At 61.4% G+C, this 19466-nt stretch carries 22 protein-coding genes; 8 read left to right on the top strand and 14 right to left on the bottom strand.

What is annotated here, in order from left to right; translation table 11 throughout:
* Positions 1-16 precede the first annotated feature (16 nt).
* Positions 17-829 carry an alpha/beta fold hydrolase gene (locus tag HNQ83_RS14610; protein ID WP_175389615.1) on the top strand — a complete coding sequence of 271 codons (813 nt, stop codon included), beginning with the start codon at positions 17-19 and terminating at the stop codon, positions 827-829.
* A 101-nt stretch (positions 830-930) separates the two neighbouring features.
* Here HNQ83_RS14610 and dsbG read toward each other — a convergent pair whose 3' ends face one another.
* The 5 genes from dsbG to HNQ83_RS31460 form a co-directional block, all read right to left on the bottom strand.
* Positions 931-1698 (bottom strand): thiol:disulfide interchange protein DsbG, encoded by a 768-nt coding sequence (gene dsbG / locus HNQ83_RS14605; protein ID WP_175389614.1) that lies wholly within the window; start codon positions 1696-1698, stop codon positions 931-933.
* Positions 1674-2528, bottom strand: coding sequence for a TlpA disulfide reductase family protein (locus HNQ83_RS14600; protein ID WP_175389613.1), 855 nt, complete (start codon positions 2526-2528; stop codon positions 1674-1676). Before HNQ83_RS14600 ends, dsbG begins: the two co-directional genes overlap by 25 nt.
* Positions 2528-4264, bottom strand: coding sequence for a protein-disulfide reductase DsbD (gene dsbD / locus HNQ83_RS14595; protein ID WP_175389612.1), 1737 nt, complete (start codon positions 4262-4264; stop codon positions 2528-2530). Before dsbD ends, HNQ83_RS14600 begins: the two co-directional genes overlap by 1 nt.
* A 102-nt stretch (positions 4265-4366) precedes the next feature.
* Positions 4367-4654 (bottom strand): hypothetical protein, encoded by a 288-nt coding sequence (locus HNQ83_RS31465; protein ID WP_306156682.1) that lies wholly within the window; start codon positions 4652-4654, stop codon positions 4367-4369.
* A gap of 36 nt (positions 4655-4690) precedes the next feature.
* Entirely contained in the window at positions 4691-5104 is a 414-nt protein-coding gene (locus HNQ83_RS31460) for a hypothetical protein (RefSeq protein WP_306156678.1), read from the bottom strand.
* A gap of 326 nt (positions 5105-5430) precedes the next feature.
* Here HNQ83_RS31460 and HNQ83_RS14585 point away from each other — a divergent pair, with 326 nt between their 5' ends.
* The 5 genes from HNQ83_RS14585 to HNQ83_RS14565 all read left to right on the top strand — a co-directional run bounded on the left by HNQ83_RS14585 (position 5431) and on the right by HNQ83_RS14565 (position 9914).
* Positions 5431-6111, top strand: coding sequence for a response regulator (locus HNQ83_RS14585; protein WP_175389611.1), 681 nt, complete (start codon positions 5431-5433; stop codon positions 6109-6111).
* Positions 6108-7433: an ATP-binding protein gene (locus tag HNQ83_RS14580; RefSeq protein WP_175389610.1), complete on the top strand. Its 1326-nt coding sequence runs from the start codon at positions 6108-6110 to the stop codon at positions 7431-7433. The genes HNQ83_RS14585 and HNQ83_RS14580 overlap by 4 nt, the downstream gene beginning before the upstream one ends.
* Before the next feature lie 204 nt (positions 7434-7637).
* Positions 7638-8159, top strand: coding sequence for a GNAT family N-acetyltransferase (locus tag HNQ83_RS14575; protein WP_175389609.1), 522 nt, complete (start codon positions 7638-7640; stop codon positions 8157-8159).
* A gap of 39 nt (positions 8160-8198) precedes the next feature.
* Positions 8199-9605 (top strand): aspartate aminotransferase family protein, encoded by a 1407-nt coding sequence (locus tag HNQ83_RS14570; protein ID WP_175389608.1) that lies wholly within the window; start codon positions 8199-8201, stop codon positions 9603-9605.
* Between the two features lie 81 nt (positions 9606-9686).
* Positions 9687-9914, top strand: coding sequence for an MbtH family protein (locus HNQ83_RS14565; RefSeq protein WP_175389607.1), 228 nt, complete (start codon positions 9687-9689; stop codon positions 9912-9914).
* A gap of 191 nt (positions 9915-10105) precedes the next feature.
* Here the strand turns inward: HNQ83_RS14565 and HNQ83_RS14560 are convergent, their stop codons facing one another.
* The 9 genes from HNQ83_RS14560 to HNQ83_RS14520 form a co-directional block, all read right to left on the bottom strand.
* Positions 10106-11008: a metal ABC transporter solute-binding protein, Zn/Mn family gene (locus HNQ83_RS14560; protein WP_175389606.1), complete on the bottom strand. Its 903-nt coding sequence runs from the start codon at positions 11006-11008 to the stop codon at positions 10106-10108.
* Entirely contained in the window at positions 11009-11908 is a 900-nt protein-coding gene (locus HNQ83_RS14555) for a metal ABC transporter permease (RefSeq protein ID WP_003226663.1), read from the bottom strand. It lies immediately after the preceding gene.
* Entirely contained in the window at positions 11908-12768 is an 861-nt protein-coding gene (locus tag HNQ83_RS14550; protein WP_256668991.1) for a metal ABC transporter ATP-binding protein, read from the bottom strand. The genes HNQ83_RS14555 and HNQ83_RS14550 overlap by 1 nt, the downstream gene beginning before the upstream one ends.
* A complete protein-coding gene (locus tag HNQ83_RS14545) occupies positions 12765-13691 on the bottom strand; it encodes a metal ABC transporter substrate-binding protein (RefSeq protein ID WP_175389605.1) in 927 nt (308 codons plus the stop codon). Before HNQ83_RS14545 ends, HNQ83_RS14550 begins: the two co-directional genes overlap by 4 nt.
* Positions 13692-13726: 35 nt before the next feature.
* Positions 13727-14299: a DUF6162 family protein gene (locus tag HNQ83_RS14540; RefSeq protein ID WP_175389604.1), complete on the bottom strand. Its 573-nt coding sequence runs from the start codon at positions 14297-14299 to the stop codon at positions 13727-13729.
* The gene (locus HNQ83_RS14535; protein ID WP_175389603.1) at positions 14296-14625 is read right to left on the bottom strand and encodes a hypothetical protein; all 330 of its coding nucleotides are present in this window, start codon (positions 14623-14625) and stop codon (positions 14296-14298) included. The genes HNQ83_RS14540 and HNQ83_RS14535 overlap by 4 nt, the downstream gene beginning before the upstream one ends.
* Entirely contained in the window at positions 14622-15164 is a 543-nt protein-coding gene (locus HNQ83_RS14530) for a thiamine pyrophosphate-binding protein (protein WP_175389602.1), read from the bottom strand. The genes HNQ83_RS14535 and HNQ83_RS14530 overlap by 4 nt, the downstream gene beginning before the upstream one ends.
* A complete protein-coding gene (locus tag HNQ83_RS14525) occupies positions 15161-16360 on the bottom strand; it encodes a PepSY domain-containing protein (protein WP_175389601.1) in 1200 nt (399 codons plus the stop codon). The genes HNQ83_RS14530 and HNQ83_RS14525 overlap by 4 nt, the downstream gene beginning before the upstream one ends.
* A gap of 380 nt (positions 16361-16740) precedes the next feature.
* Positions 16741-17199, bottom strand: a complete 459-nt coding sequence (locus HNQ83_RS14520) for a VOC family protein (RefSeq protein ID WP_175389600.1) — start codon at positions 17197-17199, stop codon at positions 16741-16743.
* Between the two features lie 321 nt (positions 17200-17520).
* Between HNQ83_RS14520 and HNQ83_RS14515 the strand changes: the two genes are divergently transcribed.
* A complete protein-coding gene (locus tag HNQ83_RS14515) occupies positions 17521-18735 on the top strand; it encodes an SfnB family sulfur acquisition oxidoreductase (RefSeq protein WP_175389599.1) in 1215 nt (404 codons plus the stop codon).
* 2 nt (positions 18736-18737) lie between these two features.
* A complete protein-coding gene (locus HNQ83_RS14510) occupies positions 18738-19403 on the top strand; it encodes a methionine ABC transporter permease (protein WP_175389598.1) in 666 nt (221 codons plus the stop codon).
* Positions 19404-19466 lie beyond the last annotated feature (63 nt).

Here is a 19466-nt window from a genome sequence, read left to right as displayed (position 1 = left end):
CCCATGGAGCCATTCGATGCCCTTTGTAACCATTGACGGACAACCCCTTCACTACATCGATCAAGGCACCGGCCCGGCCGTCCTGCTCGCTGGCAGTTACCTGTGGGACCAGGCCATGTGGGCGCCGCAGATCGCCGCGTTGTCGCAACAGTACCGGGTGATCGCCCTGGACCTGTGGGGCCATGGCGAATCGGGAGCCTTGCCTGCCGGTACGATGTCGCTGGACGATGTGGCACGCCAGGCTTTGGCGCTGCTCGATCATCTGGATATCGACCGCGTGACCCTGGTCGGCCTGTCGGTCGGCGGCATGTGGGGTGTGCGTCTGGCACTATCGGCACCGCAGCGGCTCAACGGCCTGGCGCTGATGGACACCTACGTCGGCGTCGAGCCGGAACCGACCCGCCAGTACTACTTCTCGCTGTTCAAGATGATCGAGGAAACCGGTGTGATCGCGCCGCAGTTGCTGGATATCGTGGTGCCGATCTTCTTCCGTCCCGGTATCGATCCACAGTCGGCGTTGTATCAGGATTTCCGCGCCAAACTGGCCGCGCTGCCAGCCGAGCGTCTGCGCGAAAGCATCGTGCCGATGGGACGCATCACGTTTGGCCGCGACGATCTGTTGCCGCGCCTGGGCGAGTTGGATGCAGCGACCACATTGGTGATCTGTGGCGATCAGGACAAGCCGCGCCCGCCGAGTGAAGCGCAGGAAATGGCCGGGTTGATCGGTTGCCCGTGTGTGCTGGTGCCGGAGGCTGGGCATATTTCCAATCTGGAAAACCCGGGGTTTGTGACCGAAACCCTGCTGGAGTTTTTAGCGCAGAGAAGTTAGTCGTTTTTACTGGCCCCTTCGCGAGCAGGCTCGCTCCCACAAAGGAACTTTGTTTGCAGTTCAGATGTGGGAGCGAGCCTGCTCGCGAAGGGGCCTTGAGGTCACTTCGGCCCGAGAATCTTCACCAGTTTTTCCGGCGACGGCGCCCCTTGCTGCTGTTGCAGTTCGCCCTTGCTGTCCATGTAGAAAATCGCCGGAGTGGCTTGCAGCTCCAGGTCTTCCATCAATTGCATGTTGGCGGCGAGCTTCGCCTGAATCGCCGGCGGTACCTCCTTCAACGCCTTGAGCGAGCTGCCTTTGCCAGCGGCTTCGTGGTCGTGCAGGGCCTTTTGCGGGTCCTTGGCGGCAAGCAGCGCAGCGGACTTGCCGGGGCTGTCTTCGCGAATGATGCCCACCATGATGTGGCGCAGCTGCACCTTGCCGGCCTTGACCCAGGGCCGCGCCTGTTCCCAAAACACATTGCAGTACGGGCAGTTCGGGTCACTGAACATGTAGACGACGCGCGGCGCATCCTTGCTGCCATCGGCGATCCAGTTGCTCGCTTCCATCTTGCCCCAGACCTCCTTGGCCATCGGCGCGTACACCAGTTTTTGCAACGGCGCGCTGCTCAGGTCGTTACCCTCGGCGTCATACAGATTGCCCAGCAGTACGTGCTTGCCGTCCGGCGTCAGGTACAGCGCCATGCCGCGGTTCTGATATTGCGCCGCATAACCGCGCAAGCCACCGGGTGCATCGAACTGGCCGACGATTTTCGCGCCTTTGGATTCGATTTTCTTGATCGCATCAGGCAGCTCTTCGGCCTGCACCGACGGCAGGTGCAGAAGGGCGGCACCCAAGGTCAGGGTCAGCAGGTGGCGGAGGCGGGGCATGGCAGTTTCCTTGAAGAGGTGGCGGGTGCGGAGTCGAAGTTTTCCAGGGCGCGGGCCAGGCTGGCTTGCGACAGCTCGCCCAGATGGCTGCCCAACAGGCGACCGTCGGGGCTATAGAACAGCGTAGTCGGCAACGCCATGGAACCCACGGCCTGGCCCAGGCGACCACTGCCGTCGAACAGCACGTTGGACAGGCTCAGGCCTTGGGTTTCCAGAAAGGTGGCGACGCTTTGCATGCTTTCGGCCTGATTGACGAACAGGAACGTCAGGTCCGGGCGCTGTTGCTGGGCGTTTTCCAGCACGGGCATTTCGCGGCGGCAGGGCGGGCACCAGGTGGCCCACAGGTTGATCACCAGTGGGCTGCCCTTGTAGTCCGCCAGTTGCACGGTTTCACCGGCGGCATTGCGCAGGGTGATCTCAGGCAGGCGCGTGCCTTGTTCGTAAATCGCCAGGGAGAAGGTCGCCAGCAGCCAGAATGCGAGGCCACTGCCCACACCAAAACCCAGGGGGCGGCGCAGACCCGGGCGACGCCAGCCTCGATACAGGGTGGCGAGGACCAGCGCGATCACACCCGGCCAGGCAAGGAAACCGCCGTCACGCAGGTCGATGACCTGCCAGGGATCATTGCGATAGTGCGTCCAGTACATCGCGACGAACCCGATCCGCGCCGCGAGCATGCCGATCAGGAACAGGCTGAACAGGGCCGACTCGGGGTTCTCGCCACCGCGCTTGGCCACCCGCCAACCGACAAACGTCGCCAGCGCCAATGCACTGATCAGCAGCAGATGGTTGAGCGCGATGGCAAAGGTGCCGAGGGTAAAGGTCAGCATTAACGGGCGTCTCGGGTGATGGTCCAGCGTTGCAGGAAAGTCTCGGCATCGACCTCGCCGGTGATGCGCTGGCTGCGACGCTCAACGCCGTCGGCACCGATCCACAACAGGCTCGGTGGCCCCGGCACTTTATAACGGCCGAGCAGTTCGCGGCTGGCGGCATTGTCGGCGGTGACGTCCAGTCGGAGCAAGCGCACATCGCCGAGGGCTTCGAGCACTTTGGTTTTGCCGAACACCTGTTTTTCCATGACCTTGCACGACACGCACCAGTCGGCATAGTAGTCCAGCAATACCCACTGGCCCTGTGCTTGCGCCGCGTCGAGCTCACGTTGCAGGGCAGCGGGGTCCTTGAGGGTGGTGAAGGCGTCGTGGCCCGTTGGCACTGCGGCGACGGCCGAGTTCGAAGCGCGGAACACCTGCAACGGCTTGAACAGATCATCACTGCCACCGGCGGCACCAATCACCAACAGGCTGCCCCATAGACCGAGCAGCAAGGCGCTAGCCCCGAACAGGTGTGCAATTCGACCAAAACCGTCCGATTGCTTCCAGGCGCTGTACGCCGCGATCAACAGCAACGCGCCGCACAGGCCGACCCACAGCGATTCATCCAGAACCGGGCGCAGCAACAACAAGGCGGTGGCAAGGAACAGGAAGCCGAAGATACCCTTGACCAGGTTCATCCAGGCGCCGGGTTTGGGCAGGAAGCGATTGCCGATGGTCACCAGGAGCAACAGCGGCACGCCGATGCCGATGCCCAGGGCGAACAGGATCAGCCCGCCATGCAGCGCATTGCCGCTCTGGGCGATGTAGAGCAGGGCGCCGGCCAGCGGCGCGGTCATGCACGGGCCGACCAACAGACCGGACAAGGCCCCCAGCACGCCGGCCCCTAGCAGGCTGCCGCCGCGCTGATTACGCGAGACGTTTTCCAGGCGATCACGCACCGCCACCGGCAGTTGCAGCTCGAAGTAGCCGAACATGGGCAACGCCAGCAGCACGAAAATCGCCGCGAAGCTGCCCAGCAGCCAAGGGTTCTGCAACAGTGCCTGCAGGTTCGCACCCAGAAGCGCCGCCAGCACGCCCATCGCCGCGTATACCAGCGCCATGCTCACCACATAACTGCCGGCCAGGGCAAAACCGCGCTTGGGCGAGGCACCGCTGCCGACGATCAACCCGGCGAGAATCGGCAACATTGGCAGCGAACACGGAGTGAAGGCCAGTAGCAGCCCCAGGCCAAAGAACACCAGCAGACTCCAACCCAGCGCCCTTTGTTGAAGGTTGCTGGCCAGGGCCTGGTCCGGTGCTTCGTTCGTCGAGGAAACAGCCCCATTGCCGACCAGATCCACGACCTTGGTCTGTGGCGGATAACACAGGCCGGCATCCGCGCAGCCCTGAAAGCTGACCTTGATCTTGCCGCTCGCACCCGCCGGAATCTTCAACTCCAGGCCTTGGCGATAAACCTGTTGTTCGCCGAAGAACTCATCGCTGTGGGATTCGCCCGGCGGCAAAACAGGTTGGTGCTCGGCAGGCAACCCATCGAACTTCAGGCGTTTCTGATAAAGGTAGTAACCGTCGGTGATTTGCCAATAGAGCTGTGTTTCACCTGACTCAAGGCGTTCGGAGGTGAAAACGAATGCTTTTTCCACCGGCAGGAATTCAGGTTTGGTCTCGAACGGATTGGTCCCTGCCTGGGCCACACCCGAAATCAAGAGCACAAAAAGTAAAAACAGATGACGCATGGGTAACCCTTATCCCTGTGCAAGTGAGGTGCACAATGGGCGGCGGCGATTAACCAATGATTAACCGCGCCCAACTGACCGGTTGTGCCGACACCACGACGTTCAGTCGCGTAACAACCCCGGCCAGGAATGGTCGTCAATATTGATCGGACCCGTTTCGGCACGATCGTTCTCGATGCTGTATCGGATGAACTGGTTGTTGGTCAGGAAAATATAGTAATAACGATTAAACAGCGGATGGTCGTCCTGGACGGCGCCAATGATTCTGTGTTTGTAGAGTTCCAGTCCGGGATAGTGTTTGTTGGTAATGGGAAGGTGGTTTATTTTCTTTTGTTTGAAAGTTACCGCTTCAGGTTGAAGGTCGAGATTGAGGAATGTGCCATCGTTCATAAGGAAGCGAAATACGAAAGGGTAGCCAGGCGAATATCACCAGGTGCCGGCAACAATGCGATCAAAGTAGGGAAGTAGTTGATGCCATTTCGAGTCTTTTACTGAATGCACGCTAACGACTTTGTCCTGATCCTGATCGTATCGGCAGACTGTCGGCGTGTCGCCGACGTAATAAAACAGCCACGAAACATCCAGGTCCAACTCGCGCACACTGGCAGAGCCTTCTATTTTTGATTCGTGAGCAGTCGTCGTGAACCCAAAGCGAAGGTCTTTGGCGTGCAGGTGAAAGTCATGCCAGGTGCCGGCGTTGATCTTCCTGGGGTATTCCGCTTCGACAGTATGATTAGCGAGATCGAATCGAGAGTATTGGTTGATGTCCTTAAAGAAGAAGTAAATTTTGTCTTTACCCGAACGCCAGTCGATGGCTACAAAGTTTTTAAGTGCTGGCATGAACTGATTCCTTTCAGTGGTTGTTTAAAAGTGAATGATGGGGTTGATGTAATTTCAGAGTAATGGGTTCTAAATTGCGTATTGAAGTTACTACGCTTTGGGGGCGTTTTTGTTTTGATTTTTATTTTTCGTTGTTTCGATCTCGGATAAGTTTGCCAGTTTTGTTGTGGGCTTGTTTTCGTGAACGGAGTGATATTGATCTGGGCAAAAAGCGGCTTCGCAGCGATGGCTGTACGCGGGATCCGAGCTTCTCTCCCGCCGCATTCACCGACATAATCCGGACTTAATACCGGTTTGTTTGACTCGTATTTTTTATGGAGCTGCCCATGCACGTACTGGTTTGCGAAGACGATGAGTTGATCGCCAGCGGCATCGTCGCCGGCCTGACCGCCCAGGGACTGACCGTGGAACACGTGGCCACGGCGTCCGCGGCCCGGGCGATGCTCAAGGTGGCGGAGTTCGATGTGATGGTGCTCGACCTCGGCCTGCCCGACGAAGATGGCCTGAAGTTGTTGCAGCAGTTGCGCCAGAACGGCCTGGAGCTGCCGGTTCTGATCCTCACGGCGCGGGACTCGGTCACCGACCGTGTCGACGGTTTGCAGGCCGGCGCCGACGATTACTTGCTCAAACCCTTCGATCTGCGCGAGTTGGCCGCGCGCCTGCACACCCTGCTGCGACGGGTGGCGGGGCGCAGCGTCAACCTGATCGAGCATGGCGCCCTGACGTACGATCCGAGCAGCCGCGAAACAACACTCGCCGGCCGGCCAGTGGACCTCTCGCGTCGCGAGCAGTCACTGTTGCAGGCCCTGCTGCATAACCGTGGCCGGGTGCTGTCCACAGAGCAGCTCAAGGACAGCGTCTACGGTTTCAATGACGAACTGGAAAGCAACGCCCTCAACGTGCATATCCATCACCTGCGGCGAAAGCTCGGCAACGGCATTGTCGAGACCGTGCGCGGTCTGGGTTATCGACTGGGCCCGGCGGATGATGGAGAGCAATCGAAGTGATGAGCCTGCGTTTGCGCTTGAGCCTGACGCTCGGCGGAGCGTTCGCGCTGATCTGGGCGCTGGCAGCGGCCTGGATGCTCAGCGACCTGCGCAATCAAATGATGTTTTCCCTCGACCAGCGCCTGGTGGCCTCGGCACGGATGGTCGCCGGGCTGATGGAACAATTGCCGCCGGTACCGAGCAAGGGCGAAGGCACCCATTTCAGTGCCGAGCAGCTCAATATTCCCGGTGGCATGGCCTGTCAGGTCAGCTCGTTGCGCGGGGAAATCCTCGCCCGCAGTCACAGCGATCCGGGGCAAACCCTGGAAGCGGAAAAGCTGGGCTTCCACGATCAGATCATCGACGGCGCGCCGTGGCGCAGTTTTACCCTGGTGCGGGGCGATCTGCGGATCACCACGGCGGATCGGCAGATCGAGCGAGAGGCCTTGAACATGTCGATCCTGCTGGCCGCCTCGGTGCCGGTAGGCGTGGCGCTGCTGGGTTGCCTGTGCCTGCTGTGGCTGGGGATCGGCCAGGGACTGGCCCCGCTCAATCGCATGCGCGATGCCTTGATGCGCCGCAGCGCCGACTCCCTGGAGCCCTTGCAGGTCCAGCCGCTGCCCAGCGAGCTGCAACCGTTGCTCGACACGCAGAATCAGCTGTTCCAGCGGATCGGCAAGGCCATCGAACGCGAACGTCGGTTGACCGGGGATGCAGCCCACGAACTGCGTAGCCCGCTGACCGCGATCAAGACCCACCTGCAAGTGGCCCGCATGACCGATGGCGCGGCACGGGATCAATCCCTGGCCCGGGCCGAAGAGGGTGCCGACCGTCTGCACCGGACGCTCGAACAACTGCTGTTATTGGCGCGGGTCGAGGGCAGTCTGTCGTTCGATGACGGCGTGCAGTGCAGCGCCGAACAAGTGGCGAAACTGGCGATCCAGGACACGGCCGGCGGCGATCGCCAGCGCATCAGGTTGCAGGTACCGGCGCGGTTCTCTGAGGCTCCGGTAAAAATGCCTGCGGTGCTGTCGATCGCCGCGCTGCGCAACCTGCTGGACAATGCCCTGCGCCACACGCCCGGTGACGGGCCGGTGGAACTGAGCCTGCAAACCACCGGCAACCGTGTGCAGTTCGTGGTCCGCGACCATGGGCCGGGCATTGCCGAAGACGACCTGCAACATTTGACCCAGCGTTTCTGGCGCAACGGCCAGAGCACTGGTTGCGGCCTCGGCCTGGCGATTGTCCAGGCCATCGTCCAGCGCTGTGGCTGCACCTTGCATTTCGACAGCCGGCCGGATGGCTTGCGGGTTGAGCTGACCATGCCGTTGCAGCCGGGCTAAAAGCACTGTTCCTTGTGGGAGCGAGCCTGCTCGCGAAGACGGCAACACATCCAGCATTGATGTGTCTGACAGAACGCTTTCGCGAGCAGGCTCGCTCCCACAGTTGGTGGTGTGGTGCACATCAAAAGTAACGTCTCTCCATTGGCCGCTCCGACTTCGCAGGACTATCGTTCCCCGCACTCAATGGATTGAGGGAACAGCGCCATGGATGACCCGATTCACACCTGCAAGGCAACCCCTGCCGACGCCGGCATCATCAGCCGCATCATCGAGCGCTCCATCCGCGTCGGTTGCGCGCGCGATCATCGCAACGATCCGCAAACCGTTGCCACCTGGACCCACAACAAGACCACCGAACATATCCAGCCCTGGCTCACTGACCCGCGGCTGTACCTGAACATCGCCCTGTTGCAGGACAAACCGATTGGCGTCGCCATGGCCTCGAACAGCGGTCAGGTGGCGTTCTGTTATGTGCAACCGGAATGGTTTCGCCGAGGCGCCGGGCAAGCGCTGGTACAGGATCTCGAAGGCTGGCTGATCGGCCAGGGCCTGCATGAGGCACGACTCAACAGCACCCGCACCAGCGAAGCCTTCTACCGGCATCTGGGTTATCAGCCCTGTGCCCAGGCCTTTGTGGTCGCAGGGCTCGAAGCGATCCCCATGCACAAAGGCCTGACATCCGCTTTATCAAAAGCTGATCGAGCGTCTAAATCCTTGAGCCGCTGAAGCGTTTCCAGAACAGGAAAACCTTACTGAGGTCCAGAAATGTCAGTCGCCACCAGCCTTATCGAAGATCAGCCGGCCCAGATCGCCCCGACCGAGACGCTTTATCAGTTCAACGAATCACCGCTGCTGGCCCGCCAGAGCCAGCAGGAATCCAATGCCCGCAGCTACCCGCGTCGCATTCCCCTGGCGCTGAAACGGGCCAAGGGCATCCATGTCGAAGACGTCGAAGGCCGCCGCTTCATCGATTGTCTGGCCGGTGCCGGGACGTTGGCCCTGGGACACAACCATCCGGTGGTGATCGAAGCCATCCAGCAAGTGCTGACCGACGAATTGCCGCTGCACACGCTGGACCTGACCACGCCGGTCAAGGACCGGTTCGTTCAGGACTTATTCGGCCTGTTGCCACCGGCATTGGCCGCGCAGGCGAAGATTCAGTTTTGCGGACCTACCGGGACTGACGCGGTGGAAGCCGCATTGAAACTGGTACGCACTGCCACCGGTCGTAGCACCGTGCTGTCGTTCCAGGGCGGTTACCACGGCATGAGCCAGGGCGCGCTGAGCCTGATGGGCAGCCTGGGGCCGAAAAAGCCACTGGGTGCATTGCTCAGTAACGGCGTGCAATTCATGCCATACCCTTACGATTACCGCTGCCCCTTCGGTCTGGGTGGCGCGCAAGGGGTGAAGGCCAACCTCCATTACCTGGAAAACCTGCTCAACGATCCCGAAGCCGGCGTGCAACTGCCGGCGGCAGTGATCGTTGAAGTGGTGCAGGGCGAGGGCGGGGTGATCCCGGCTGATCTGGACTGGCTGCGCGGTTTGCGTCGCATCACCGAGCAGGCTGGCGTGGCGCTGATCGTCGACGAGATCCAGAGCGGTTTCGCCCGCACCGGCAAGATGTTTGCCTTCGAACACGCCGGGATCATCCCGGATGTGGTGGTGATGTCCAAAGCCATCGGCGGCAGCCTGCCGCTGGCGGTGGTGGTGTATCGCGACTGGCTCGATACCTGGGCGCCGGGTGCCCATGCCGGGACCTTCCGTGGCAACCAGATGGCCATGGCCGCCGGTTCCGCCGTGATGCGTTACCTGACCGAGCACAAGGTTTGCGAACACGCCGCCGCCATGGGCGAGCGCCTGAGCGAACATTTGCGCCTCCTGCAGCGCGACTTCCCGCAACTGGGCGACATTCGCGGTCGCGGTCTGATGCTGGGTGTTGAGCTGGTTGATCCGACCGGTGAGCCGGATGCCATGGGCCATCCGCCGGTGTTTGCGCGCCTGGCACCGCTGGTGCAGCGCGAATGCCTCAAGCGCGGCTTGATCCTCGAACTGGGCGGTCGACACGGCGGTGTGGTGCGCTTCCTGCCGCCGCTGGTGATTACCGCAGCGGAAATCGACCAGGTGGCCGAGATTTTCGGTCGGGCAATGGCCGCTGCCACTGCCAGTCTCTAAATTTTCCGGGTTCTGAAACGTTCCTTCTACATACCGGCTGCACGCGGCGTGCAGCCCACCCTACAGTGATGGAGAAACAGCATGACGTCAGTATTCGACCGCGAGGACATCCTCTTTCAGGTCGTGGTCAACCACGAAGAGCAGTACTCGATCTGGCCCGACTACAAAGCTATCCCGGAAGGCTGGCGCGCCGTGGGCAAGAAAGGCCTGAAAAAGGAGTGCCTGGCCTACATCGAAGAAACCTGGACCGACATGCGTCCGCTGAGTTTGCGGCAGAAGATGGATGAGCAGGCGGCAGTGGCGCACTGATCTTCCGCGTATATGGAAAGCCCGCTGAACCGGTGACGGTCAGCGGGCTTTTTCATGCCTGGAGGACGACGCAATACCTGTGGGAGCGAGCCTGCTCGAGAATGCGGTGGATCAGTCAACGTATGGGTTGAATTTGATGCCGCCTTCGCGAGCAGGCTCGCTCCCACAGGGAAATCTCAGTGGGCGCGGGGTCACGCCCCACTCAATCCCTTGATCACCAAATCCACGTTCCCCTCCAGCTCAGCCACCGGATCCTCGGCATCGGTACTCAACACCACCAGTCGGCTCCCGCCTTGTGTGATGGCCGATTTCACCGCCTCCGAAGGTTGCCGATGATGCAGCACCACCGCCACATCATTGTCCTTGAGCGTCGCGCTCAAATCCTTCAGTGCTTCAGGTGTCCATTCGGCATCCGGTCGCGCGTCCTGGCCAATCAGTTCCAGATTGAGTCCGCCGACCAGATAGCCGAAGTGATCGCTGAGGCTCATCACACTGAGGTTGTCCGCAGCGGCGAGACGCGCTTCGCTGTCGGCACTGAGTTTGAGCAGGCGCTGCTTGAGCGCCGCCAGATTAGCCTCGATCGCCGGCTTGGCCGCAGGTGCCAGGCGCACCAGGTCAGCCGCCATCACATCGGCCATGCGCCCCATGTTGTTGCTGGCCAGCCAGGGTTGACTGTTCAAGCCATCGACCTTGTTGCCCGGCTGCACGGCGATGCCGGGCAGGGCGCCGTCCACGGGGCGGGCGGCATCGACTTCGATGATGCGGATGTTGCTGCGTCGCGCAATCGGGTACAGCGGGTCATCCGCCCACAATGAACGCAGACCGATGACCGCGTCGGCGTCGGTCGCCAGTTTGGCCAGCGCCGAGGCGCCACGACCAGTGAAGTAAGCGGTCTGACGGCTGCCGGGCAGGTTGGCCGGGGCCGCGCGCTCAAGGCTGACATCGGTGCCCTTGAGCAGCACTTCGCCCAGGCCATAGGTGACCGGCAGCGATGCCAAAACGCGCAGCGGTTTGGCGTTGTCGGCCGCAAAGGATGTATTGACCAGCCCACAGAGGGCGAGGGCCAGGGTCAGTTGTCGCAGAGAGGAAGGCATTTATCCAAGGTTCCCTTTCAGGCTGGGGACGACACCGCGGGCGATGGCGGCGAGGGCGAAGGCGATACCGGCCACCAGAATGATCGCGGCGCCGGACGGGATCGGCAGGTCGAAGACAATCGGCGCGAGAATTCCGCACAGGGTGCTCACCGTGGCGATCAGCACCGAACACCAGAAAAAGCCTTTCAGCGACTGGCTGAGCAAACGCGCTGCCGCCGCCGGAATCACCAGCAGGGCGCCCACCAGAATCGCGCCGATGACTTTCACCGCGGCGACGGTGATCAGGGTCACCAGAATCACGAACAGATAATCCAGCGTCTTTACCGCCACCCCGCGCACGGCTGCCAGCTGCGGGTTGAAGCTGGCGAGCATGATGCGGTTGTACAACGGCAAGGCCAGCGCCATGACCAGCGAACCGACGATGGCCAATACCAACAGGTCATTGCCGTTGACCGTCAGCACCGAGCCGAACAACACGTTTTCCAGAATGTGCACGTTGATCTTGCCCGCCAGAATCAGCAGCAGGCTCGCACCCAACGCCAGGGACACCGAGAGAAACACGCCGATCAAGGTGTCCGGCGCCAGACCGGTGCGGTTGCGCAGGTAGTTGAGCAGGATGCCGAACAGCAGGCAGTAGCCGAACAGGCTGCCGTAGGGACCGGTGTAGGGTTCACCGAGCAAAATGCCGATGGCCACGCCGGTCAGCGCGGCGTGGCCCACCGCTTCCGAGAAAAACGCGAAGCGCTTGACCACCACCAGGGTGCCCAACCCGCCCAGCACCGGGCCGATCAGCAGGCCGGCGAGCAGTGCGTTGACCACAAATCCATAGGCCAGTGCCTCGGGCAAATACCCGGATGAGGCCCAGCCCTGCACCATCAAACGAAAGGCTTCGTAACTCATCAGGCAAGGCTCCGCGGATGGGTCGAGAACAATGTCAGCAGGCGATCTGGCGTCAGCGCCTGTTGCGGCGTGGCGTCGAACAGCACCCGGCGGTTGAGCCCGGTGACGTGGTCCGCCAGGCGCCCGACCGCTTCCAGATCGTGCTCGATCCACAGCACGGTGATACCCGCCGCCCGCCAGTCAACGAGCAAGCGTTCAAACACCTGGATGCCGGCCTCATCGAGGGCCGACATCGGTTCATCGAGTACCAGTAGCTGTGGCGGCGGAATCAGCCCTTGCGCCAGTAATACCCGCTGGCGCTCGCCACCGGACAACGCACCCATGCGCCGCTTGCGCTTGTCCTGCATGCCGACCCGTTCCAGCGCCTCGCCAATCGCTGCCGCGTAGTGCTTGCTCAAACCGAGGAACGCCGGGCGCCGTTGGCACATGGCGGCCATGAAATCATCGACGGTCATCGGCAGGCCACGGTCGAATTCCAGTGACTGCGGCACATAGCCAATGGTGCCCGGTTCGCCCGGCCATTGCAGGCTCAAGCGGCCCTGATGCGGCATCTGCCCGAGCAGGGTCTTGATCAGCGAACTCTTGCCACCGCCGTTGGGGCCGACCAGCGCATGCACGCTGCCGGGGCGGACCTGAAAGGTGACTTTATCGAGGATCGTCGTGCGGCCGAGGGTCAGGCAGACCTCCGTAAAATCCAGGGTCGGTCCCGAAACCTGTGGGAGCGACGGTGCGACGTTTCGACCTGCTCGCGAATGCGGTGTGTCATTCAACGATGATGGCGACTGATTGGTCGTCTTCGCGAGCAGGCTCGCTCCCACAGGGGATTGGGTGTTGGCCAGGAGGGTTTCTTTCGATGTCATGAGCCCGACTCCTGAATCGCCCGCACCACGGTGTTGAGGTTGCCGGTCATCTCTTTCTCATACTTGTCGGCGGTGTACTCGCCATAGGAAATGTGCGACAGCGGGTACAGCTTCACGCCGGATTCACGCTGGATGGTGTCGACGTAGGTGGACGGGAAATCCATCTCCGAGAAAATCACCTTCACGTCCAGTTCACGCAACTGGTCGATGGTTTTCTTCAACTGGCTCGGGCTCGGCTCGATGCCGTGGGCCGGTTCGACCACGGCGGTGACTTCCAGGCCGAACTCACGCAGCAAGTAGTCGTAAGCCGCGTGCACCGTGGCGACGCGCAGTTCGGCATTCGGTGCCTGGGTCAATTTGGCCAGGGCATCGGCGCGCATCTTGCGCAGGCGTTTGCCATAGGCGCGGGCGTTCTCGGTGTAAGTCCTGGCGTTGGCCGGATCGAGTTTGCCCAGTTCCCGGGCGATATTGTTGACCTGGGCGATCGAGGCGCTGATCGACAGGAACGTATGCGGGTTGACCACCTTGCCGGCGCCCCGTGCGGCAACCCCGGTGGCGGCCAGCAGCGGCACGTTCTCGTTGGCTTCGATCACCTTGACGTCCGGTGTTTCGCTGGCGGCGATCATGCGGTCGGCGAAATCGTCATGGCCGACGCCGTTTAGCACGATCACATCCAGCCCGCTGATGCGTTTGATGTCTTCGGCCCGTGGTTCATAGGCGTGCGGGTTGAAACCGGCTGGAATCAGCGGCACCACTTCGGCCTTGTTGCCGACGATGTTGGCCACGTAGCTGTAATAGGGGTGCAGGGTGATGCCGATGCGCAGGCGCTTGGCCTCGTCGGCACTGGCCAGGGGAGCCAGCAGGCAGGCCAGCAGGCCGACCAGCGTCAGGCGCAGAACAGAGCGTAAAGATGAAATGGGCATGGGAAAGCGGTCTTCTCTCGGGTGAAGGCGAGGGTTCAGTGCCGGTGCTGGCGGGTCACGCCGGCATCGAATTGCGCGACGATCTGCTGCCAGCCGGCACTTTCGAGGGCTGCATCGGTGAGGTCGGCCGGGGCTTTGATGTCAGTGGCGCGGTTAAGCCAGATGTCCGGCGCATCGTCGCCGGCGGTCAGGCGCATCAGAAACGAACCGGCGACGGTGGGCGTCTGGCTCTGGCCGATGTAGGCCTTGTCCGTCAGCAACTGCCAGGCGTGACCGCCGCGACTCACGGAACTGGCATCCTGGGCGAACGGCGCAAAGCCTTCATCGGCCAGGGTTTCAGGTGTCGGCAGGGTGTGTTGTTCCTGACGCAGCAAATGAATCTCGTCCAGGGTCACGCGCAAATCGGCATAGATGCCTTGCTCGGAAGCGCTCAGGTCGCGGCGGGCATCCAGTTGATGACGGCTCACATGGGGCGCGTCCTGCGACTCATGGCGCCAGGCAACCACCGAGCCGGCAATCGCCAGGATCATCAGGCACAACAGCAACACATTGAGGGTTTCATGGCCGGCACCGGCCGGGCGGACGACTTGTGTGGTTGGGTGGCTCATGGGGTTTCGATGTCCGCTTGGTCGATCTCGACGACGTGGCCGGGGCCGGCGTCGAACAGCACATAGAACTCGGCACCGGGTTTCTTGAACGTCAAGGTCGAGTCGGCGCCGAGCTTGCCCGGCACAAGGATGGTTTCGTCGTAGCCAATCACATCCAGGGTCACGCCCGGTGCACCGCTGCCATCGGAGAAACCGCCGGTGCACTTGATCTGCTCGGCGTCGATGGCCTTGCATTCGCACATGGGGTTGTGGGCCAGGGCGCTGGCGCTGAAGCCGGCGCAAAGCACCAGCAGCGTGGCGCGCAGCGGGCGGGTTACGTTGATCATGGTTTGCCTCCTTGTTTGTTCAGCCAGGCGAGGGTGGCGGGGGAGGCCTGGCTCAGAGGGATGGATGCCTGATGCATGGAACCGTCCCAGCCTTCCATGGTGATCCACAGTTCAGCGTCGGCCTTGGTCTTTTCCGGGACCGGCAACATGGCGCCCATGCGGTATGGAGTGCCGAAGAAAATCACCCCGGCGGCGCGCAGGCTGCGGGGTTTGCCCAGGCGCAGGTAAGTGGCCTTGACCTGATGGCGGCAGCTGTCGCACAGCGCCGCATTGAAGCTTTTCATGTAGCCGGCGGGACCATCGAGCAGCGGCGCTTCGTTGCGCAATTCGGCCAGGCGCAGACTCCACGGTCCGACCTGGATTTCGCCGATTTCCCGCTCGCCCAGTCCGGTGTCACCGCGAAAAAGCGCTGCGTCGGCGAAGTACTTGGGCATGAAACCCAGCGGCACCAGCAACAGCAGAATGTTGATGTGGAAACGCCATCTGTGCCAGAAACGGCTCAGTTTCGACGCCGGTTTTTCCGCAGTGAACAGGCTCATGGGCTGACCTCCGTGGCTTGACCGCCGGTGGCCGAAACACGCTCGCTGCGTGGGTGTTTGTTGCTGCGCTTGAGGGCATTGGCCGTGGCCAGTGCGGTGCGCTTGGTCCAGATCAACAGGCCGCTGAGCACCATCATGCTCAGCAGCAGGCCGAAGAAGAACCAGATCAACTTGATCCAGATCCCGCCGAAATCACCGGTGTGCAGCGGGCGCATGGATTCGGTCACGAATTCCAGGCCGGAGCGATCCGACAGCAGGCGAGTGGCGGCGATTTCGCCGGTGTACGGGTTGATGTCGGCGGTCTGGTACATCAATGGATACCAGCTGCGACCACCCACCGACAGGTAGCTGAAGGCATTCGCCGGCAGGCTGACAAAACTTTCGTCGAGGCCGGGAATGCGTTCCTTGGCCTGTTGGATCGCGGCTTCCAGGCTGATCATCGGTGCAGGCGAACCGTCGGCAGTGAGTGGCACGCTTTCGCGGGGAACCACGGCGGCAACCGGTGCGGTAGAGATGGAAATCTGGTTGTCGAACATGAACGCCTGGATCAGGAACCAGGTGCTGGTGATGGAAATCACCGCGATGAACCAGATCGACCAGATGCCGCTGAGCCGGTGGAAATCGCCCCAGAAAATCCGTGCGCCGTGACGAATGCGCAGGGTTGGCCGGAAAAAGCCTTTCCAGAAACGCTTGTACACCACCAGCCCGGTCACCAGCGAAGCCAGCATCGGCAGGCTGAGAAAAGAAACCAGATACCAGCCCCAGCTGTAGCCATTGGTGAACGGCACCAGCCACCAACCATGCAGGGCGCGGGTGAATGCCTGGAAATTGAATTGCGGCGCGGGGCCCTGGATCTCGCCGGTGTACGGGTTGACGTACACCACTACGGAACGACCGTCGGGGTAGCTGACATTCACGTCCAGGGCAAAGTGTGATTCGTCCGGGCGATTGATGCCCTCCACCAGCGTGTCGGGCTCGGCCTTCTTGATTGCGGCGACAATCTGGTCGTAGTTCAGGCGCGGCGCATCGTCCGAGGGCGGGCTGGCGCGCATTTGCGGGTTGGCCAGCCAGACGATTTCCTGACTGACGACCGCCAGGGTGCCGGTCACGCAGACGATCAGCACGAAAAACCAAATGGGCAGCGCCAGCCAGCTATGGACCAGAAACCAGATTTTGGAACGGGATTTCTTCGACATGATCAAGGGTCTTGTCTGGATGAAAAGGCCTCTGCTACGGGCTTCGCAGCGATGAGGACGATAAAGGTCAGGTCGTGGCTTTTGCCTACGCGACAGGACTGCATCTAGATAGGACGGATGAGCACCCGAAATCCCGAAGCGGGATGTGAAAGAAAATGTTTCGTGTTCTTTGATGCACTGCACCCTAGAGGGTCAATGCGCTGGATAAATCGCAAAGAAAGGTGATTGTTCATGGAGATAAGCGGGTGTCTGGTCGGGCCCCTTCGCGAGCAGGCTCGCTCCCACAGGTGAACTCGTGTGCTCACAAACAATGTGTACACCAAAGATCCCTTGTGGGAGCGAGTCTGCTCGCGAAGGCGGCACCACAGGCACTGAAGAACTCAACCCTGCTGAAACATCTCCTTCGCCCGCTGCTCGATCTGCTCCTGGGTCAGGTCTTCCTTGCGGGTGGCCAGAAACCACAGATGACCATAGGGATCCTTCAGCGTCCCGGAGCGGTCGCCATAAAACTGATCCTTGACCTCCGACACCACTTTGGCGCCTGCGGCAATCGCCTGTTTATAAGACTTGTCCACATCGGTCACATACAAATGCAACCCTACGGACGGCGAATTGTCTGGATTGCTCAAAGGCCCTTGATCGCATGGGGTGCCGAGCATGATCGGGCAGTCGCCGATGCGCAGTTCGGCGTGGCCAATGCCGCCATCGGGCATGGACAGGCGCATGACTTCGATGGCGCCAAAGGCTTTTTTATAGAAGTCGATGGCTTCGGCGGCTTTTGCAATGCCCAGGTAGGGCGTGATGCTGTGATAACCCTCTGGAATGGGTTTTACGCTCATGATGGTTCTCCCTGATGTTGTTGTGAATCCGCTGCCTATGAGCAGAACAAACAAGTGTAGGAGCTGCCGAAGGCGGCGATCTCTTGATTTTGACTTTCGGTATCGTTCGAGTTCACAAAAAGATCGCAGCCTGCGGCAGCGCCTACAGGGGTAAATCGAACACCCGAGCCACTGTTCAGCTATCAACAGTGAAGCAACAGATTGTTCTGCTTCGTCATCCTGAAACCCGCCAAACACCCCCGAACCCACCGAAAACAGGGGCTCTCGCGTCAGGCACAGAAGCTGCAATGACCTTGATAAACACGTTATCGAGAGTCTTGTATGTCCCAGTCTGCCGTCTATCCGATCAACCCACCGGCCGCCCACCGCATCGCCGACGAAGCCGAAGCGCTGCGAGTCGCCGAGCAAATCGCCGCGGTCTTGCTGGAGCAGGACGCCGAGCGCGATCGCACCCGTCAGGTGCCCGCCGAGATCGTCGACCTTTACTCCAACAGCGGCCTGTGGGGCATCACCGTGCCGAAGGCCTTCGGCGGCGCGCAGGTGTCCTACGCGGTGCTGGCACAGGTCATTGCCATCATCTCGGCGGCGGATCCGTCCCTGGGGCAGATTCCGCAAAACCATTACTGCCTGCTGGAAGACATCCGCCTGCAAGGCTCACCGGAGCAGCAAGCGCATTTCTTCGCGCTGGCGCTGCAGGGACACCGCTTTGCCAACGCCTTGTCGGAAACCGGCGGCAAGAACGTGCAGGACATACAGGCGACCATCCGGCGTTACGGTGATGGCTATGTGATCAACGGGCGCAAAGGCTACTGCACCGGTTCGCTCTATGCCCACTGGCTGGCGGTGCTGGCGCTGGATGAAGCGCAAAAGGGGCAGTTGGCCTTCGTCGAACGCGGCACCCAGGGATTGGTCGTTGTTGATGATTGGGACAGCATCGGTCAGCGCACAACGTCCAGCGGCACGGTGCTGGCAGAGAACCTGCACGTCCCGGCGTTCAATCTGTTCCCGACGTATCGCTCCTATGAAAGCCCGACTCTGGCCGGCCCGTTCGCCCAGTTGACCACCGCCGCCATCGACGCCGGCATCGCCCGTGCCGCTCTGCGCGACACCATCGCATTCGTCCAACAGTCCGCCCGACCCTGGATCGACGCCGGCGTGGAAAAGGCCAGCGAAGACCCGCTGACCATTATTCAGGTCGGTGGCCTGGAGATTCGCCTGGAAGCGGCTGAGGCCCTGCTCGAACGAGCGGGCCTTGCATTGGATGCGGCGCGTCCGGCACCGGATGAAGACAACGTTGCCCGTGCGTCCCTGGCCGTGGCCAAGGCCAAGGTGCTGACCACTGAAATTGCCATCGAAGCCAGCAACAAACTGTTCGAACTCGGGGGCACCCGCTCGACCCTGAAGAAGCACAACTTCGACCGTCACTGGCGCAATGCCCGGGTGCATACCCTGCACGACCCGGTGCGCTGGAAATACCACGTGGTCGGCAACTGGCTGCTCAACGGCGTGAAACCACCGCGCCACGACTGGTCCTGATCATGGCCGAATTGTTCAAGAACATTTACTGGGCCGACATCGGTCAGGCCTGTCTCGACACCCTGAGCATGCTCGGTGCGGCCCTCGGATTTACCGTGCTGCTGGGATTGCCACTGGGGGTGCTGCTGTTCCTCACCGGCAAGCGTCAGTTGCATGAAGCCGTCGGGGTTTACCGGGTGCTGTCGGTGATCGTGAACATGCTGCGGTCGCTGCCGTTCATCATTCTGCTGATCGTGCTGATTCCCCTGACCACCGTGCTGGTCGGCACTTCGCTGGGCGTGCCGGGCACCATTCCGCCGCTGGTGGTGGGGTGCACGCCGTTCTTTGCGCGGCTGGTGGAAACCGCGTTGCGCGAAGTCGATCGCGGCGTGGTGGAGGCGACCCAGGCCATGGGCGCCAACACCTGGCAAATCATTCGCTACACGTTGCTGCCCGAAGCCCGGGGAGGGCTATTGGCGGCGATCACGGTGACCGCGATTGTGCTGGTCGATTACACGGCGATGGCCGGCGTGATCGGTGGCGGTGGCCTGGGCGATCTGGCGATTCGCTACGGCTACCAGCGGTTCCAGACCGACGTGATGGTGGTCACCGTGGTGCTGTTGCTGATCCTGGTCCAGGCCCTGCAAATGAGCGGTGACCGATTGGTGGCGCGTTACAGCCACCGCTGACGATTCGATTCAAAACCAACAATCCCGGCCACACGTCCACCCCACGACGGCCATTAAATCTGC

It is taken from the genome of Pseudomonas sp. C2B4 (genome assembly GCF_013359695.1).
GTDB lineage: Bacteria > Pseudomonadota > Gammaproteobacteria > Pseudomonadales > Pseudomonadaceae > Aquipseudomonas.
Note: the sequence above shows the minus strand (reverse complement) of the source record. Positions and strands in the feature narration are given on the sequence as shown.

Excerpts from the sequence above, each read along its gene's own strand:
- HNQ83_RS31460 (WP_306156678.1), bottom strand. The coding sequence starts at position 5,104 with ATGCCAGCACTTAAAAACTTTGTAGCCATCGACTGGCGTTCGGGTAAA.
- HNQ83_RS14575 (WP_175389609.1), top strand. The coding sequence starts at position 7,638 with ATGGATGACCCGATTCACACCTGCAAGGCAACCCCTGCCGACGCCGGC.
- HNQ83_RS14525 (WP_175389601.1), bottom strand. The coding sequence starts at position 16,360 with ATGTCGAAGAAATCCCGTTCCAAAATCTGGTTTCTGGTCCATAGCTGG.
- HNQ83_RS14540 (WP_175389604.1), bottom strand. The coding sequence starts at position 14,299 with ATGAGCCACCCAACCACACAAGTCGTCCGCCCGGCCGGTGCCGGCCAT.
- HNQ83_RS14600 (WP_175389613.1), bottom strand. The coding sequence starts at position 2,528 with ATGCTGACCTTTACCCTCGGCACCTTTGCCATCGCGCTCAACCATCTG.
- HNQ83_RS14530 (WP_175389602.1), bottom strand. The coding sequence starts at position 15,164 with ATGAGCCTGTTCACTGCGGAAAAACCGGCGTCGAAACTGAGCCGTTTC.
- HNQ83_RS14555 (WP_003226663.1), bottom strand. The coding sequence starts at position 11,908 with ATGAGTTACGAAGCCTTTCGTTTGATGGTGCAGGGCTGGGCCTCATCC.
- HNQ83_RS14585 (WP_175389611.1), top strand. The coding sequence starts at position 5,431 with ATGCACGTACTGGTTTGCGAAGACGATGAGTTGATCGCCAGCGGCATC.
- dsbD (WP_175389612.1), bottom strand. The coding sequence starts at position 4,264 with ATGCGTCATCTGTTTTTACTTTTTGTGCTCTTGATTTCGGGTGTGGCC.
- HNQ83_RS31465 (WP_306156682.1), bottom strand. The coding sequence starts at position 4,654 with ATGAACGATGGCACATTCCTCAATCTCGACCTTCAACCTGAAGCGGTA.
- HNQ83_RS14510 (WP_175389598.1), top strand. The coding sequence starts at position 18,738 with ATGGCCGAATTGTTCAAGAACATTTACTGGGCCGACATCGGTCAGGCC.
- HNQ83_RS14545 (WP_175389605.1), bottom strand. The coding sequence starts at position 13,691 with ATGCCCATTTCATCTTTACGCTCTGTTCTGCGCCTGACGCTGGTCGGC.
- HNQ83_RS14550 (WP_256668991.1), bottom strand. The coding sequence starts at position 12,768 with ATGACATCGAAAGAAACCCTCCTGGCCAACACCCAATCCCCTGTGGGA.
- HNQ83_RS14535 (WP_175389603.1), bottom strand. The coding sequence starts at position 14,625 with ATGATCAACGTAACCCGCCCGCTGCGCGCCACGCTGCTGGTGCTTTGC.
- HNQ83_RS14565 (WP_175389607.1), top strand. The coding sequence starts at position 9,687 with ATGACGTCAGTATTCGACCGCGAGGACATCCTCTTTCAGGTCGTGGTC.
- HNQ83_RS14515 (WP_175389599.1), top strand. The coding sequence starts at position 17,521 with ATGTCCCAGTCTGCCGTCTATCCGATCAACCCACCGGCCGCCCACCGC.
- HNQ83_RS14570 (WP_175389608.1), top strand. The coding sequence starts at position 8,199 with ATGTCAGTCGCCACCAGCCTTATCGAAGATCAGCCGGCCCAGATCGCC.
- HNQ83_RS14560 (WP_175389606.1), bottom strand. The coding sequence starts at position 11,008 with ATGCCTTCCTCTCTGCGACAACTGACCCTGGCCCTCGCCCTCTGTGGG.
- dsbG (WP_175389614.1), bottom strand. The coding sequence starts at position 1,698 with ATGCCCCGCCTCCGCCACCTGCTGACCCTGACCTTGGGTGCCGCCCTT.
- HNQ83_RS14520 (WP_175389600.1), bottom strand. The coding sequence starts at position 17,199 with ATGAGCGTAAAACCCATTCCAGAGGGTTATCACAGCATCACGCCCTAC.
- HNQ83_RS14610 (WP_175389615.1), top strand. The coding sequence starts at position 17 with ATGCCCTTTGTAACCATTGACGGACAACCCCTTCACTACATCGATCAA.